The organism is Azospirillum sp. UENF 112521, from assembly GCF_058780665.1.
The window spans coordinates 486,096-501,265 of record NZ_JBSNCI010000009.1 but is presented as its reverse complement, the minus strand read 5'-3'; the positions used below and the strand labels follow the sequence as shown (position 1 = coordinate 501,265).

Below are 15,170 nucleotides of genomic sequence, written 5' to 3'. Positions count from 1 at the left end.
GGGTGGGTGTCCTGGGTCATAACATGTGGGAAGGCCGATCCTTCCCCACCCTTCGCCATTTGGTGAAAGCCAATGGGAATTGCAGCCACCCCGGCCACGCCCACGGTCGAAAAATTGACCCCGGCGGCGGCGTTCCGGGGCCCCGGAGCCGCTCGATTGACCTCGCTCAGTGCGGGCGGGTGCCGGGCGTGGCAGGAGTTGAGCCGTCGTCGGGCACCGCCTTCGAGGGGACCGCAGAGCATGAAGATCGCTATCGGCACCAAGGATTTCGCCACCATCGCCACCCATGGCGGCCGCACCCGCCGCTTCCTGGTCTATGAGGCCGATGCCGGCACCGCCCCGGTGGAGGCCGGGCGGATCGAACTGGGGGAGGAGGAGGTGCTGCACCTCTGCGGCGACGGCCGGCCCCATCCCATCGATGCGGTGCGGGTGGTCATCACCGGATCGTCGGGCGCCGGCTTCGTCGCCCACATGAAGCGCCGCGGCATCGAACCGGTGACGACGACGGAAACCGACCCGCTGCGGGCGATCCAGGGCTGGTTCGCCGGCACGCTGGAGCCGGCGGCGGAACCGGCGCATCCCCATGAGCACCATGACGGTGACGGGCACGCAATCCCCTCTCCCCCGGGGAGAGGGGAAGCACTTGAACCGGGAAGCTGACGCTGGCCGTGGTGCCGGCGGCGTCGCTGTCGGTGGACAGCGTGTCGCCGAGCTGGCCGGCCAGCGCTTCGGCCAGCATCAGCCCGTCCTCGGCGGTGGTGTCGAAACCAGCGGGCAGGGCGCGGCCGTTGTCCTCCACCGTCAGGCGGGCGCGGCCGCTGTCGCCCTGCTGGCGCACGGTGATGCGGATCCAGCCGTCGTCGGGGAAGGCATGGTGCAGGCAGCTCGTCACCAGCTCCGCGATGATCAGGCCGAGCGGCATCGCCTCGTACAGGCCGATCTGGATCGGGTCGGAATTGACGGTCACCGGCACGCGCGACAGGGCGCCCGGCGTGCCTTCCCGCACCGCCTCGCAGAGTGCCGTGACATAGCGGCCGAGATCGACATGGGTGCCGGCACCGCTCTCGTGCAGCTGGCGGTAGAGGATCGCCAGCGCCTCGATGCGGACCATGGTCTGCTCGTAGGCGGCACGGGCGTCGGGATCGCGGATGCGTCCGGCCTGCAGCTTCAGCAGGCTGATGACCAGTTGCAGGCTGTTCTTGGCACGATGCTGCAACTCCCGCAGCTCGGCTTCCAACTCCTGGATGCGCGCCGTCAGCCGGTCGGCCGGAGACAGGCCGGACACGCCTGACGCGATGCCGTCGCCGGTCTGGTCCGGAGGAGAATAGGCGGTCTGCGACCGCGGAAGCATCGGCATGGGGACGGACTCGGCTCGATCGTCACGGGTAAGGATCGTCGAAAACATTCGTCAATCTAAGCGCTTGTCCGGCAGGCCCCACCGGTTCTGAGGGAGTAACCCGCCGCGCCTAGCCGATATGACCGGGCCGTTATGAGAGAGGTGGCGTAGCGCTCACGCTGCATCCTGCCGTATGTCTGACGCCGCGACCGAAAGAAAGCCAAAAGAAATATTGTATCCCTCGGTTGCACTGGCAAGAGTGCCCCGATGACGATACGCAAAAGCTTGGCCTGGGGCCTGCTGCTGGTCGCCCTGTCCGGCGGTTGCGCCGCCGTGGTCGGTGCCGGCGGCGACTCCGACCCCACCCCCGGCCCCCTTTCCGTCACCGCCTCCGCGGTGCCGCTCGACCGCGGACGGCCGGACAAGGTCGCGGTCGGGCCGCTGCGCTTTCTGGGCGGTCTGGACATCGCCGGGGGCGAGCGGGTCGGCGGCCTGTCCGGCCTTTGGATCGATCCGGCCGGCGACCGCTTCGTCGCCATCGGCGACACCGGGCTGGTGGTGGACGGCCGGCTGCAGACCGATGCCGAAGGCCGGCTCGCCGGCCTGTCGGAGGTCCATGCCCGTCCCTTGCCGGTCGAGGAGGGGATCTCCCATCGCAAGCGCCGCACCGATGCCGAGGATTTGACGCGGCTGCCCGACGGCGGCTGGCTGGTGTCGCTGGAGCGGGACCACCGCATCCTGCGCTACAAGGGCGGCGATGGCAGCGTCCGGGGGCCGGCGGGCACGCCCACGCCGATTCCGATGCCGCCGGGCATGGACAGCACGCCGGAGAATGGCGGGCTGGAGTCGCTGACCCTGCTTCCCGACGGCCGGCTGCTGACCATCGAGGAGGGCAAGGACGACGGCCATCAGGACCGCCGCGCCTGGATAACCCGCATGGGCTCGTCCAGGGACGGCGTGCCGGCGAGCGCCGCCGACTGGCAGCCCTTCACCTACCGGACGGCCCCGCGCTACCGCCCGACCTCCGTCGCCCCGCTGCCGGACGGCGGCGTGCTGGTGCTGGAACGCCGGGTGTCGCTGCTGGGCGGCTGGTCGTCGCGGCTGGTGCGGGTGGCGGCGCGCCAGTTGACCGCCGGCGCGGTGGTGGACGGCGAGGAACTCGGGCGTCTGGAGACGCCGCTGGTGAACGACAATTTCGAAGGCATCGCCACCCGGCCGGGGCCGGCGGGGGAAACGCTGGTCTATCTGGTCTCCGACAACAATTTCAGTTCGCTTCAGCGCACCTACCTGCTGATGTTCGCCCTGCACGGCCCCTCGTCGTGACCTCCAGGGTGTCCCACCAAAGTCGGACACGGCCGGTGACGCGGGGGGTTTGACAGGGCCATGGCTCTGCGGCTAGCTGGGCGGGGCTGGTTGCAGAGGAAACAATCGTGGTGGCAAGCGATAAGACGGGTGCCGTTCCGGCTCCGGCGGTGCCCACGACCGGGCGGGCGGCGCTGCTGACCGTGCTGGCGATGCTGGCCTTCGCCGCCAACTCCATCCTGTGCCGGCTGGCGCTGACCCAGACCGCCATCGACCCGGCCGGCTTCACCCTGGTGCGCATCGCCTCCGGTGCGGCCAGCCTGTGGCTGATCGCCCGGGCCACCGGGCACGCGAAGGCGGGCGCCGGCAGCTGGGGCGGGGCGGCGGCGCTGCTGGCCTATGCCGCCGCCTTTTCCTTCGCCTATCTGACCATGACCGCGGGGACCGGGGCGCTGCTGCTGTTCGGTGCGGTGCAGGCCACCATGATCCTGGCCGGGCTGTATCGCGGCGAACGGCTGGTGCCGCTGCAATGGGGCGGGCTGGCGCTGGCGCTCGGCGGGCTGGCCCTGCTGCTGGCGCCCGGACTGTCGGCGCCGGACCCGCTGGGGGCGCTGCTGATGCTGGCCGCCGGGGCGGCGTGGGGGATCTATTCCCTGCTGGGACGGGCCAGCCGCGACCCCATCGCCACCACCGCCGGCAATTTCCTGCGCGCCGTCCCGATGGCGGCGGTTCTGGCGCTGGCGGCGGCGCTGGCGGGGCCGCTGTCCGGCGGCGGCCTGCGCTGGGACCAGGGCGGGCTGGTCTATGCGGTGCTATCGGGGGCGCTGGCGTCGGGTGTCGGCTATTCCATCTGGTATGCGGCGCTGCCGGCCCTGACCGCCGCCCGCGCGGCGTCCGTCCAGCTGAGCGTTCCGGTCATCACCGCGCTTGTTGCGGTGCTGGCGCTGGGGGAACGGATCACGCCGGTCCTGGCGCTGTCGTCGGTCGCCGTGCTGGGCGGCATCGCCCTGGTCATTCTGGCCAAGTCGCGGCGGGGATAAGGGCACCCCGCCTCACACCGGAGCGGGCTGTGTCCGCTTCAGTGCCCGCAAGGGCTCCGACCGGTTGCGCAGCCGGGAGGGCGGGAACAGCACGGTGGCGGTGGTGCCCCGGCCCAGCACGCTCGACAGTACGAAGCGGCCGTCCTGCAACTCGACCAGCGACTTGACCAGCGGCAGCCCCAATCCGGTTCCGGCATAGCGGCGGGTGTGGGAGTTGTCGACCTGATGGAAGGGCTCCATCACCTGGTCCAGTTCAATGGCGGGGATGCCGATGCCGGTGTCGCTGACCCGCAGGCGCAGGCTGCGCGCCACCCGGTCGGCCTCGACGACGATCCGCCCGCCGGGCGGGGTGAACTTCACCGCGTTGGACAGCAGGTTCAGCAGGATCTGGCGCACCGCACGGGCATCGGCATAGAGGATGGGCAGGGAGGCGGGCAGCGCCGACGTGAGGGTCACGCCCTTTTCCACCGCCAGCGGCCCCATCTGGCGCAGGCAGTCGCCGATCAGATCGTCGACCGGCAGATCCTCCTGATGCAGCACATATTTGCCCGATTCGATCTTGGTGGTGTCGAGGATGTCGTTGATCAGGCTCAGCAGATGCTGGCCGGACTTGCGGATGTCGCCGACATATTCGGTCTGCTTGGCCGACATCTGGCCGAAGATGCCGCTTTCCAGCGCCTCGGCGAAGCCGATGACGGCGTTCAGCGGGGTGCGCAGTTCGTGGCTCATGTTGGCCAGGAACTGGGTCTTGGCCCGGTTGGCGGCGTCGGAGACCTGCTTGGCGGCGATCAGCTCGGCCTCGATCCGGTGGCGGGCGGCGATGTCCTGGATCAGCCGCTGCTGGCTGTCGCGCAGCGCCCGCTCGCTGTCCTGGAGATCGGCCATCGCCCGTTCCCGCCGCCCCGCCTCGCGCAGCAGGGCGAGCGTCATCGCCGCCAGCACCAGCGTCCCGGCAAGATCGGCCACCGCCAGCGTCATCGCCTTCGACCACCAGTGCGCCAGCACCGCGTCGCGCGACAACGAGACGGTCACCGCCACCGGCATCTCGGCCGACGCGCGATGGCTGAGGATGCGGCGCGGCCCGTCGCTGGCGCTGTCCAGCAGTTCGGTGCCCACCCGCGCCTGCTTCAGCAGCGTGGTGAACAGCGGCAGATGGTGGGCGGACAGGCCGATGTGGCTGTCGTGGTCGGGGAAGCGGGCGATCACCGGCCCGTCGGCGTGATAGAGCGTGACCACCGCGTCGCCGGACAGGGGAAGCGTCTGGTAGAAGCTGCGGAAGGCCATCGGCTCCATCACCGCGACCACCACCCCGGCGAAGCGGCCGTCCGGCGCCTCCAGCCGCCGGCTCATGCTGATGAACCAGGTGTTGGAGGTGCGGCCGCGCACCGGGTTGCCGACGAAGACCGCATCGGCGCCGCCAGGAACCAGCCTGTCGCGGTGCGCCATCAGGTAATCGCGGTCCGACAGGTCGATGCCGGCCGGCTCCAGCGTCTGGGTGTCGTGGATCAGTTTGCCGTCGGCCGACACCACCAGGACGGCGCGGATCAGCGGCGAAAGCGTCGCCTGACGGCGCAGCAGGGCGAAGACATCGGCGTCGCCGCGCTCCCAGCTGTCGGCGCGCACGGCCAGGACCTCGACGATTCCGGCCAGGATTTTCGCCACGCCGGACAGGCTGTCGGTGGCATGGTGCTCCAGCACCAGCGCCATCGCCGCGCTGTCCTCCCGCGCCCGGGCCAGCGTCTCGTCGCGCTGGTGCAGCAGGTCGTGGCCGACCAGGGCGTTGAGGCCCAGGATCAGCGCCACACCGAATGCGCCCATTCCCCCTTTGAGACGCGAGATCAAGCGACGGCCCGCCATGTCCGGTCACGGATCACCCGATCCTACACCGTGCAGGGAATGTCCGGAAGTCGCCTTATCGTAGAATTAAGGGGTTTCCTGTTCCCTCAAAGGCGAACGGAAGTGCTGGAATAGCGCTCCGCGGTCGAGTGCCCCATCGCGTTCAGCACCGCAGCCGTGCCCAGCGCGATCACCGCCGCGGCGGCGAAGCCGAGGATCATTGCCTTCATTCCATCACTCCCTGACACATGCGCGACGTCGGTCGCATAAAAGCAAAGCGGGCGTGGCGGCGCAATCCGCGCTTTCCCGGACGCCGGAGGCCCGGCCGAAACCGCTCAGATCTCGTCGGGACCGACCAGCGTCAGCGAGATGACGTCGCTGTCGATCAGCACCTTGCCGGCATGCTCGAAATTGACGGTGATGCGGTTGCGGATGGCCGACTGCACCTGCCCCAGCCCCCAGTCGGGCTGGTCCGGGTGGCGCACCCAGGCGCCGGGCACCAGCGAATCGTCCATGTCGGGTCCCATCCATCGAACTATTGTACATAGGAAATGCGACCGCCTGTGCGGCGGGGCCGGGACAGTATAGAATCTCCAGCGCCGCGCCGTCGCCGTTCCTTTTTACCGGAGTCTGCCTCGTGACCGAATCGTCCTCCCTCCCCGTCAGCGTCGACATCCGCGTTCTGGAACTGCTGGCGTCGAAGCTCTGCCACGATCTGGTCAGCCCGGTCGGCGCCATCCGCAACGGGCTGGAGCTGATCGAGGAGATGCAGGAGGACGAGGATGGCGGGCCTGCCAGCGGCGGTTCCATCGGCGGGTTCCTGGGCGAGGCGGTGAAGCTGATCGACCATTCCTCCGGCCAGGCCGACCGCCGGCTGCGGGTGTTCCGGCTGGCCTATGGGGTGGCGGGGCGCGACCAGAAGGGCTTCGGCGACGCCCGTGCCGCCGCCGCCGGCTATGTCGAGGGCGGACGCACCCGGCTGGACTGGCCGGAACGGGTGCCCCACGACATGACCGCCCAGCGCCGCGGCGTGGTCAAGCTGGTGCTGAATCTGGTGATGCTGGCGGACGAGGCGCTGACCCATGGCGGGCTGGTCTCCGTCGCCGCCGACGGCGATGAGACGGCGGGCCGCATCACCGTGACCGCCGCCGGCCGGCCGGGCACCCTGAACCCGGAGGCCGCGGCGGCGCTTGCCGGAACGGCGACGGCCGGGGCGCTGACTCCCCGCACCATCCACGCCTATCTGGCCGGCCGGCTGGCCGAAAGCGACGGCTTCCGCATCGCCGTCGCCACCGAAAGCAGCGAGCGGCTGGTCTTCACCGCCGAGTGGTGAGGCGTCCCGCCGCTCTTCCGGCCGCGTCTACAGCTGTTTGAAAATCCGCGGCTCCACCACGACCTGCTCCACCCCGCCGGTGGTCTGGTGGGCCGTGGTGCGCAGCGTGATCGCCAGATTGTGGCGTGCGGCCTCCGCCAGCGCGGCGTTGAGCCGTTCCACGGCTTCGCGCACGGATTGGGCGATTTCGGCGTCGCTCATCGATCCTCCCTGTGAGAATGAACGCTGTGACAAAGGAACCCCGATCCTACCGGTAGCAGCTCCCGGAAGACTCCCTATCGGAAGAGGTAAGGTTCTCTTAATCAGTGTTTGACAGGCTCCCACCCTACCTGGACTGGAGCGCAACCGGCAGCCTTTCGATGCTGCCCGTTCGAGCCGCAGGCCGGCGCGGACCATAAACATTGGGCCTGGGGAATGCGACATGGATGATCTGCTGTCCGAATTTCTGACGGAGACCAACGAAAACCTCTCGGTGCTCGACGTCGAGCTGGTCAGGTTGGAGCAGAATCCCAACAATCCGGAACTGCTGTCGAACATCTTCCGGCTCGTCCACACCATCAAGGGAACCTGCGGCTTCCTCGGCCTGCCCCGCCTGGAAAAGGTGGCGCACGCGTCGGAGAACGTGCTGGGCAAGTTCCGCGATGGCGAACTGACGATCAACCCGGAAGCCGTTTCGCTGATCCTGCAGGCTCTGGACACCATCAAGAGCCTGCTGGCGGTGCTGGAAGCGACCGAGGCGGAACCGCCCGGCGACGACCTGCCGCTGATCGAGCGGCTGAACCTGTGCGCCGAAGGCAAGCTGGGCGGTCCCGCCCCGGCCGCCGCCGCTCCCCCGCCGCCCCCGCCGCCGACCGCGCCTGCGGTTGCCGCGTCGGAATCCCGGCCGGTGACGATGGACGAGCTTGAGGCGCTGTGGAACTCCACGCCCGGCCCGAACGACATTCCCGCTCCAGCGGCCGGCACCGCGGTCGCCACCCGTGCGCCCGAGCCGGCCGAGGAGCCGGCCCAGTCGCACGACCTCGTCGTGCCCGATGCCGAGCCGGTCGCCGCCAAGGTGCCGGCGCCGGTCGCCCCGATGGCCGGTGCTTCGGGCGGCGGCAACGCCGGTGCCGCCGATGCCGGCGCCGAGGCCGCGACCAAGGAATCGGCGGTCGCCGCCCAGACCATCCGCGTCAACGTCGACCTGCTCGAAAACCTGATGACCATGGTGTCGGAGCTGGTGCTGACCCGCAACCAGCTGCTCCAGATCCTGCGGTCGCAGAAGGAGAGCGAGTTCGCGGCACCGCTGCAGCGCCTGAACCATGTGACGTCGGAGCTGCAGGAAGGCGTCATGAAGACGCGCATGCAGCCCATCGGCAACGCCTGGGCCAAGCTGCCGCGTCTGGTGCGCGATCTGGCGCATGAACTGAACAAGAAGATCGACCTCCAGATGCTCGGCGCCGACACCGAGCTGGACCGCCAGGTGCTGGAGCTGATCAAGGATCCGCTGACCCACATGGTGCGCAACAGCGCCGACCATGGGCTGGAGATTCCGGCAGAGCGCGTGAAGGCCGGCAAGACGGAGACCGGCCGCATCACCCTGAACGCCTATCACGAGGGCGGCCACATCATCATCGAGATCCAGGACGACGGTAAGGGCCTTGCCATCGACCGGATCAAGCAGAAGGCGATCCAGAACGGGATGGCGTCGGAAGGCGAGCTGGCCTCGATGACCGACCAGCAGATCATCCAGTTCATCATGAAGCCGGGCTTCTCCACCGCCGCCAAGGTCACCAACGTGTCGGGCCGCGGCGTCGGCATGGACGTGGTGAAGACCAACATCGAGAAGATCGGCGGTACGATCGAGATCAAGTCGGCCCAGGGCAAGGGCTCGACCTTCGTCATCAAGATCCCGCTGACGCTGGCCATCGTCTCGGCCCTGATCGTGGAATGCGCCGGCGAGCGCTTCGCCATCCCGCAGATCAGCGTGGTCGAGCTGGTGCGCGCCGCCGCCGACAGCGAGCACACCATCGAGCGCCTGAAGGGCACTCCGGTCCTGCGCCTGCGCAACCGCCTGCTGCCGCTGGTCTCGCTCCAGCAGCTGCTGCGGCTGGACGACAGCGAGGGCGCCAAGAAGACCGAGGAAGAGACCTTCATCGTCGTCACCCAGGTCGGCACCTACACCTTCGGCATCATGGTCGACCGCGTGTTCGACACCGAGGAAATCGTGGTGAAGCCGGTTGCGCCGATCCTGCGCCACATCGAGATGTTCTCGGGCAACACGATCCTGGGCGACGGCTCGGTCATCATGATCCTGGACCCCAACGGCATAGCGTCGGCCACCGGCGAGATGGCGATGGGCGAGGCTGCCGGCAAGGAGGCTGCCGCGGTCCAGACCCAGCGCCAGGAGGACAAGATGGCGCTCCTGCTGTTCCGCGCCGGCGAGGGCGCGCCCAAGGCGGTGCCGCTGTCGCTGGTCGCCCGCCTGGAGGACGTCGATCTCGCCACGGTCGAGTTGTCGAACGGCCTGCCGGTGGTCCAGTACCGCGGCAAGCTGATGCCGCTGGTCCCGATCGACCCGAACTTCGTCGTCGCCAACGAAGGCCGCCAGCCGGTGCTGGTGTTTGCCGACGGCGACCGCTCGATGGGCCTGATCGTCGACGAGATCGTCGACATCGTGGAGGAGAAGCTGAACGTCCAGCTGGCCGCGGAGCGTCCCGGCCTGATGGGGTCGGCGATCATCGCCGGCAAGGCGACCGAGGTGATCGACGCCGGCTTCTTCCTGACCCAGGCCTACAAGGACTGGTTCGGCTCCTCCACCCAGGAGGGGTTCGAGGAGGAGAAGCTGCAGCGCGTGCTGCTGGTGGACGACAGCCCCTTCTTCCGCAACCTGCTGACGCCGCTGCTGTCGGTCGCCGGCTACGACGTGACGGCGGTGGAGAATGCCGGCGACGCGCTGGCGCTCTGCGAGGCGGGCGAGGACTTCGACGTCATCGTCTCCGACATCGAGATGCCGGGCATGAGCGGCTTCGACTTCGCCGAGGCGGTGCGCCACGGCAGCCGCTGGCAGCGCGTTCCGATGGTGGCGCTGTCCAGCCACGCCAGCGCCCGCGATCTCGACCGCGGCCGGATCGCCGGTTTCAACGACTATGTCGCCAAGTTCGACCGTGACGCGCTGCTCTTCGCGCTCCAGCAGACGCTGACCGACCAGAAAGGTGCCGCATGAGCAACGCCAAGCTGCCGTCCACCGTCCGCAAGTCGCGGGGCGACGATCTCGTCGTCTCCGGCAACCAGGACTTCGTGACCATGACGATCGCCGACCAGATGTTCGGCATCCCGGTCCTTCAGGTGCAGGACGTGCTGGGCCATCAGCGGATCACCCGCATCCCGCTGGCCCCGCCGGAGGTCGCCGGATCGCTGAACCTGCGCGGCCGCATCGTCACCGCCATCGACGTCCGCCTGCGGCTCGGCCTGACCGGCCGTCCGAAGGACAAGCCCGGCATGTCGATCGTCGTCGACCTGCGCGGAGAACTGTACAGCCTGATGGTCGATTCGGTCGGCGAGGTGCTCAGCCTGACCAAGGAGGACTTCGAGCGCAACCCGGCGACCCTGGATCCGCGCTGGCGCGAGGTATCGACCGGAATTTATAGGCTGAACGGTCAGTTGATGGTTGTGCTGGACGTGCCCCGTCTGCTCAACTTCACAACCATCGAGACGGCTTGACGGTTTGCGGCGCCCTGCCCTCCGGGGGAGGGTGCCGCACCGGCCGGCCGGCTTTTGCCGACGAACAGATGACCTGAGGCCCTGCCGCAATGAAATCCTGCCTGGTGGTCGATGACAGCCGCGTTGTCCGCAAGGTCGCGCGCAAGATCCTGGAAGAGCTGAATTTCGCCTGCTCGGAGGCGGAGGACGGCAAGCAGGCGATGGAAGCCTGCGCGGCGCAGATGCCGGACGCCATCCTGCTGGACTGGAACATGCCGGTGATGACCGGGATCGAGTTCCTGCGCCGGTTGCGCAAGATGAGCGGGGGCGAACAGCCCAAGGTGGTGTTCTGCACGACCGAGAACGACCTTGCCCACATCCAGGAGGCGCTGTCCGCCGGGGCCAACGAGTACATCATGAAGCCCTTCGACAGCGACATCATCCAGACCAAGTTCGCGCAGGTCGGCCTTCTGTGACCCCGGGCGGGATGTCGGGAGAGCCAGCGTTGAACCAGTCGAGTTGAAAGGCGAATCGCCGTTATGTCGGACAGTTTTGGCAGAGGTCCCCTCACCACCGCGCGACCGGCCAACCCGGATCCCGTCCGGGTCATGGTGGTGGACGACTCCGCCGTCATCCGCGGCCTGCTGACCCGCGCGCTGGAAGGGGACCCGGACATCCGCGTCGTCACCTCCGTCGGCGACGGCCAGATGGCGGTCAATTCGCTGCAGCGCAATTCCATCGATGTCATCGTGCTGGACATCGAGATGCCGGTGATGGACGGGCTGACCGCCATCCCGAAGCTGCTGGCGGTTGCGCCGCAGGTGAAGATCATCATGGCCTCCACGCTGACGCTGCGCGGGGCCGACGTGTCGATCCGCTGCCTGTCGGCGGGTGCCGCCGATTACATCCCGAAGCCGACCTCCACCCGCGAGATCGGCGGGGCGGAGGACTTCAAGCGCGAGCTGGTCGCCAAGGTCAAGGCGCTGGGCGCAGCCGCCCGGCGCGCCGGATCGCGCTCGCGCGGCGAGATCCGGCCGCTGACCCCGGCGGCTCCGCTGGGGCTGCTGAAGCGCGAGGTCGGGCCGATCGTCACCCGGCCGACTCCGGCCGGCACCATCGCCACCAAGCCGGACGTGATCGCCATCGGCAGTTCCACCGGCGGCCCGCAGGCGCTGTTCGAGGTGCTGTCGCACCTGAAGGCCGGCGTCAGCCAGCCGATCCTGATCACCCAGCACATGCCGGCGACCTTCACCACCATCCTGGCCGAGCACATCACCCGCCAATGCGGGATCGATGCGCGGGAGGCCAAGGACGGCGAGCCGATCGTGCAGAACCGCTGCTACATTGCGCCCGGCGACTTCCACATGCTGGTGACCCAGCGCGGCGGCGCCAACGTGATCGCCCTCAGCAAGGATCCGCCCGAGAATTTCTGCCGCCCGGCGGTCGACCCGATGATGCGGTCGATCCTGAAGACCTTCGGCGGCCGCAAGATCCTGGCCTGCATCCTGACCGGCATGGGACAGGACGGGTTGAAGGGCTGCACCGACGTGGTCAATGGCGGCGGCACCCTGATCGCCCAGGACGAGGCATCGAGCGTGGTCTGGGGCATGCCCGGTGCCGTGGCGCAAGCCGGCATCTGCAATGCCATCCTGCCGCTCAAGGAAATCGGTCCCCACATCCGCAAGCTCGCTTCGAGGGCAGCATGAGAGTCGAAGATTTCGACATGTTCTCCACGCTGCTCAAGCAGCGTTCCGGCCTGGTCCTCACCCGTGACAAGGCGTACCTGCTCGAATCCCGGCTGATGCCGGTGGCGCGCAAGTGGAACATGAAGGGCCTCGAGGAGCTGGCGACCACCGTCCGCACCCGCAAGGACGAGGCGCTGCTGCGTGACATCACGGAAGCGATGACGACCAACGAGTCGTCCTTCTTCCGCGACCAGAAGCCTTTCGACCAGTTCCGCCAGCTGGTGCTTCCGAAGCTGATGGAGGCGCGGGCGGCCAAGCGGTCCTTGCGCATCTGGTCGGCCGCCTGTTCGTCGGGCCAGGAAGCCTATTCGCTGTCGATGATCCTGAACGACGAGGCGGCGAAGCTGGCCGGCTGGCGCATCGAGATCGTCGGCACCGACATCTCGGCGGAAATGGTGGAGCGGGCGAAGGCCGGCATCTACACCCAGTTCGAGGTGCAGCGCGGCCTGCCGATCACCATGCTGGTGAAGCATTTCAAGCAGAACGGCGACAAGTGGCAGATCAGCCAGCAGCTGCGCCAGATGGCGTCGTTCCGCGAATGGAACCTGCTGGGCGATTTGTCGGCGCTGGGACAGTTCGACATCGTCTTCTGCCGCAACGTGCTGATCTATTTTGACCAGCCGACCAAGGCGAAGGTTCTGGAGTCGATTTCCCGCCAGATGCCGCAGGACGGCGTTCTGTATCTGGGCGGTGCTGAAACGGTGCTGGGCATCACCGACAAGTTCAAGCCGGTGGAGGGCCAGCGCGGCCTCTACAGCCTGGGCGGCTTCTCGGCCGCCGGCGCCAAGGTGGCATAAATCCTGGGATCCTTGTCCTGACGGACGTCATCCCCGCGAAGGCGGGGATCCAGGCTTCCAACTCGATCGTTCGGACGGCTGGATCCCCGCCTTCGCGGGGATGACAGCCGGAAAATGCACCAACTCTCAGGCCGACGGCGTGATCGACTTGATCGGGCCGCGCGGATTGCCGGACATTTCGGCGATCTTGCGATCCTGCGCTTCGAGGAAGGTGCGAATGGAATTCTCGCGGTCGAACTGATCGATGTCGGCGGTCGGCACCTTGCGGTTCGAGGTGCGCGCACCGTCCTGGTAAATCACGTCGAAAAGCGCAAACGCGTTGTCGACGGGCTGTTTCTTCTGACGGGCCATGGCCTGTCCTCCGTATGGTCGCGGTCGGCCGCGCCTGCGGCCGTCCGTTCAGGCATTGTTGGTGTCGGTTTTGGTCTCGGCATCGGCATCGGTGTCGGTCGTCAGGGAATCGTCCTGACTCTCCGTCCCGTCCGGATCGCCGGCGCGGCGGGCGGCGACGCCTTCCTCGCGACGCTGAAGCTTTTCCTGCTTCCTCTGTTCCTTGGCCCGGTTGCGCTCGGCCCGCTGCTGGTTGTAATTCGGTTTGAAAGCCATCGCGGATCTCCTCTGGGCAGAGCCCTGCATCTGGGCGACAGGGACTTGTTCAACACGGAAAAAGGGCACCGGTTTCCCGATGCCCCTTTTTCCGCAGGTCGGCGGTCAGGCGGTCAGACCGCCTTCAGATTTTCCGCCGAGGTCTTGCCACGCTTCGGATCGCGCTGCTCCTCGTAGGAAATCTTCTGGCCATCGACCAGGCTGCGCAGCCCGGCGCGTTCGACAGCGGAGATGTGAACGAACACATCCGGGCCGCCGCTTTCCGGCTGAATGAAACCGAAGCCCTTGGTGCTGTTGAACCATTTGACGGTGCCGACGGGCATGTCTGTCTCCCATAACGCAAAGGGCGCCACACCACCGGTGCGGCGCATCAGACTGGGTGTGGGATTGGCGGCCCCCAGGTGCTCGCGATCGAATTTTGCGATGGCGAAAAAAGAGGGGCTGAGCGTGGGGGCTTTTGAAAGCCCCGCAGTCCGAAGCAGAATGACCCACCAAGTATGGGAACGCCCGGTCCGGCTTTCAAGGTGAAAGACGGCCGGGCGTGGAGGGGTGGGCAAAAGAAAAAGGAGAACCGGTGAAGCGTCAGCCGGCGGCCTGCTGTTGCGGCACGCGCGGCGGCGGCGGGGGATTGCCTTCGACGATTTCCTCGTGCGGGTCGCGCAGCACATAACCGCGGCCCCACACCGTTTCGATGTAGTTGTCGCCCTGGGTCGCGGCGGCCAGCTTCTTGCGCAGCTTGCAGACGAAGACGTCGATGATCTTCAGTTCCGGCTCGTCCATCCCGCCATAGAGATGGTTGAGGAACATCTCCTTGGTCAGCGTCGTGCCCTTGCGCAGGCTCAACAGCTCCAGGATGCCGTATTCCTTGCCGGTCAGGTGCAGCGGCGACTGGTCGACCTCCACCGTGCGGGTGTCGAGATTGACGGTCAGGCGGCCGGTGCGGATGATGCTGTCGGAATGGCCCTTCGACCGGCGGACGATGGCCTGGATGCGGGCGATCAGTTCGCGCTTGTCGAACGGCTTGGTCAGGTAGTCGTCGGCGCCGAACCCCAGACCCTTGATCTTGTTGTCCATTTCGGTCAGGCCGGACAGGATCAGGATCGGGGTGGTCACGCGCGCGGCGCGCAGGCGGCGAAGAACCTCGTAACCGTCGATGTCCGGCAGCATCAGATCGAGGATGATGATGTCGTAATCGTAGAGTTTGCCGATCTCGAGTCCGTCCTCACCCAGGTCGGTAGAATCGACGATGAAACCTTCCGTGTTCAGCATCAGCTCGATGCTTTTGGCGACGGAGGAATCGTCTTCAACCAGCAGAACCCTCATGGCGATATCCCGACGTTTGATGGCGCGCTTTCGCTACCCGACCCCGGACATGGCCCCCGATCCTTGATGACCGATTTCAACCATCCCGTTTACACAAGTTAACAGACGATTCAGCTTAACGCCAGTGCCAAGCGCTTACACAACGTTAATCCTTCCATCGCAAGATGCGAT

At 67.4% G+C, this 15,170-nt stretch carries 17 protein-coding genes and 1 pseudogene; 9 read left to right on the top strand and 9 right to left on the bottom strand.

All coding sequences use genetic code 11. The features are described 5' to 3' along the window. Nucleotides 1-72: 72 nt before the first annotated feature. Nucleotides 73-486, top strand: a pseudogene (locus ACWPN8_RS33935) (NifB/NifX family molybdenum-iron cluster-binding protein); the annotation flags it as partial. On the opposite strand, the gene ACWPN8_RS33930 reads toward ACWPN8_RS33935, so the two are convergent. Continuing rightward, nucleotides 437-1,351: a sensor histidine kinase gene (locus ACWPN8_RS33930; RefSeq protein WP_492244008.1), complete on the bottom strand. Its 915-nt coding sequence runs from the start codon at nucleotides 1,349-1,351 to the stop codon at nucleotides 437-439. The pseudogene ACWPN8_RS33935 and the gene ACWPN8_RS33930 sit on opposite strands and share 50 nt — an antisense overlap. Nucleotides 1,352-1,603: 252 nt before the next feature. Between ACWPN8_RS33930 and ACWPN8_RS33925 the strand changes: the two genes are divergently transcribed. Next, nucleotides 1,604-2,659, top strand: a complete 1,056-nt coding sequence (locus ACWPN8_RS33925) for an esterase-like activity of phytase family protein (protein WP_492243956.1) — start codon at nucleotides 1,604-1,606, stop codon at nucleotides 2,657-2,659. A gap of 107 nt (nucleotides 2,660-2,766) precedes the next feature. Next, nucleotides 2,767-3,678 carry an EamA family transporter gene (locus tag ACWPN8_RS33920; RefSeq protein ID WP_492243955.1) on the top strand — a complete coding sequence of 304 codons (912 nt, stop codon included), beginning with the start codon at nucleotides 2,767-2,769 and terminating at the stop codon, nucleotides 3,676-3,678. A 12-nt stretch (nucleotides 3,679-3,690) separates the two neighbouring features. Here ACWPN8_RS33920 and ACWPN8_RS33915 read toward each other — a convergent pair whose 3' ends face one another. The 3 genes from ACWPN8_RS33915 to ACWPN8_RS33905 all read right to left on the bottom strand — a co-directional run bounded on the left by ACWPN8_RS33915 (nucleotide 3,691) and on the right by ACWPN8_RS33905 (nucleotide 6,029). Then, on the bottom strand, nucleotides 3,691-5,496 hold the full coding sequence (locus ACWPN8_RS33915) for a sensor histidine kinase (RefSeq protein WP_492243954.1): 1,806 nt from the start codon (nucleotides 5,494-5,496) through the stop codon (nucleotides 3,691-3,693). 125 nt (nucleotides 5,497-5,621) lie between these two features. Continuing rightward, entirely contained in the window at nucleotides 5,622-5,744 is a 123-nt protein-coding gene (locus tag ACWPN8_RS33910) for a hypothetical protein (RefSeq protein ID WP_282188101.1), read from the bottom strand. Nucleotides 5,745-5,849: 105 nt separating this feature from the next. Further along, nucleotides 5,850-6,029, bottom strand: coding sequence for a DUF3553 domain-containing protein (locus tag ACWPN8_RS33905; RefSeq protein WP_109096461.1), 180 nt, complete (start codon nucleotides 6,027-6,029; stop codon nucleotides 5,850-5,852). 122 nt (nucleotides 6,030-6,151) lie between these two features. On the opposite strand from ACWPN8_RS33905, the gene ACWPN8_RS33900 reads away from it, so the two are divergent. Further along, on the top strand, nucleotides 6,152-6,847 hold the full coding sequence (locus tag ACWPN8_RS33900) for a histidine phosphotransferase family protein (RefSeq protein WP_492243953.1): 696 nt from the start codon (nucleotides 6,152-6,154) through the stop codon (nucleotides 6,845-6,847). 27 nt (nucleotides 6,848-6,874) lie between these two features. Here ACWPN8_RS33900 and ACWPN8_RS33895 read toward each other — a convergent pair whose 3' ends face one another. Further along, nucleotides 6,875-7,048: a hypothetical protein gene (locus ACWPN8_RS33895; protein ID WP_174474538.1), complete on the bottom strand. Its 174-nt coding sequence runs from the start codon at nucleotides 7,046-7,048 to the stop codon at nucleotides 6,875-6,877. Nucleotides 7,049-7,268: 220 nt separating this feature from the next. Here ACWPN8_RS33895 and ACWPN8_RS33890 point away from each other — a divergent pair, with 220 nt between their 5' ends. From ACWPN8_RS33890 to ACWPN8_RS33870, 5 genes are all read left to right on the top strand, one after another. Next, nucleotides 7,269-10,052: a hybrid sensor histidine kinase/response regulator gene (locus ACWPN8_RS33890; RefSeq protein WP_109096463.1), complete on the top strand. Its 2,784-nt coding sequence runs from the start codon at nucleotides 7,269-7,271 to the stop codon at nucleotides 10,050-10,052. Beyond that, entirely contained in the window at nucleotides 10,049-10,549 is a 501-nt protein-coding gene (locus ACWPN8_RS33885; protein WP_109047908.1) for a chemotaxis protein CheW, read from the top strand. The genes ACWPN8_RS33890 and ACWPN8_RS33885 overlap by 4 nt, the downstream gene beginning before the upstream one ends. Before the next feature lie 89 nt (nucleotides 10,550-10,638). Continuing rightward, nucleotides 10,639-11,004, top strand: a complete 366-nt coding sequence (locus tag ACWPN8_RS33880) for a response regulator (RefSeq protein WP_045583532.1) — start codon at nucleotides 10,639-10,641, stop codon at nucleotides 11,002-11,004. Nucleotides 11,005-11,067: 63 nt separating this feature from the next. Further along, entirely contained in the window at nucleotides 11,068-12,234 is a 1,167-nt protein-coding gene (locus ACWPN8_RS33875; protein WP_492243952.1) for a protein-glutamate methylesterase/protein-glutamine glutaminase, read from the top strand. Beyond that, complete coding sequence (locus tag ACWPN8_RS33870) at nucleotides 12,231-13,070, top strand: CheR family methyltransferase (protein WP_109096466.1); 840 nt, start codon at nucleotides 12,231-12,233, stop codon at nucleotides 13,068-13,070. Before ACWPN8_RS33875 ends, ACWPN8_RS33870 begins: the two co-directional genes overlap by 4 nt. A gap of 126 nt (nucleotides 13,071-13,196) precedes the next feature. Here ACWPN8_RS33870 and ACWPN8_RS33865 read toward each other — a convergent pair whose 3' ends face one another. The 4 genes from ACWPN8_RS33865 to ctrA all read right to left on the bottom strand — a co-directional run bounded on the left by ACWPN8_RS33865 (nucleotide 13,197) and on the right by ctrA (nucleotide 14,999). Next, nucleotides 13,197-13,421, bottom strand: a complete 225-nt coding sequence (locus ACWPN8_RS33865) for a hypothetical protein (RefSeq protein ID WP_109096467.1) — start codon at nucleotides 13,419-13,421, stop codon at nucleotides 13,197-13,199. Nucleotides 13,422-13,469: 48 nt separating this feature from the next. Further along, nucleotides 13,470-13,676 carry a hypothetical protein gene (locus ACWPN8_RS33860; RefSeq protein WP_492243951.1) on the bottom strand — a complete coding sequence of 69 codons (207 nt, stop codon included), beginning with the start codon at nucleotides 13,674-13,676 and terminating at the stop codon, nucleotides 13,470-13,472. A gap of 113 nt (nucleotides 13,677-13,789) precedes the next feature. Next, entirely contained in the window at nucleotides 13,790-13,999 is a 210-nt protein-coding gene (locus tag ACWPN8_RS33855; RefSeq protein ID WP_012977930.1) for a cold-shock protein, read from the bottom strand. Between the two features lie 259 nt (nucleotides 14,000-14,258). Further along, complete coding sequence (gene ctrA / locus ACWPN8_RS33850) at nucleotides 14,259-14,999, bottom strand: response regulator transcription factor CtrA (protein WP_098736190.1); 741 nt, start codon at nucleotides 14,997-14,999, stop codon at nucleotides 14,259-14,261. Nucleotides 15,000-15,170: the final 171 nt, after the last annotated feature.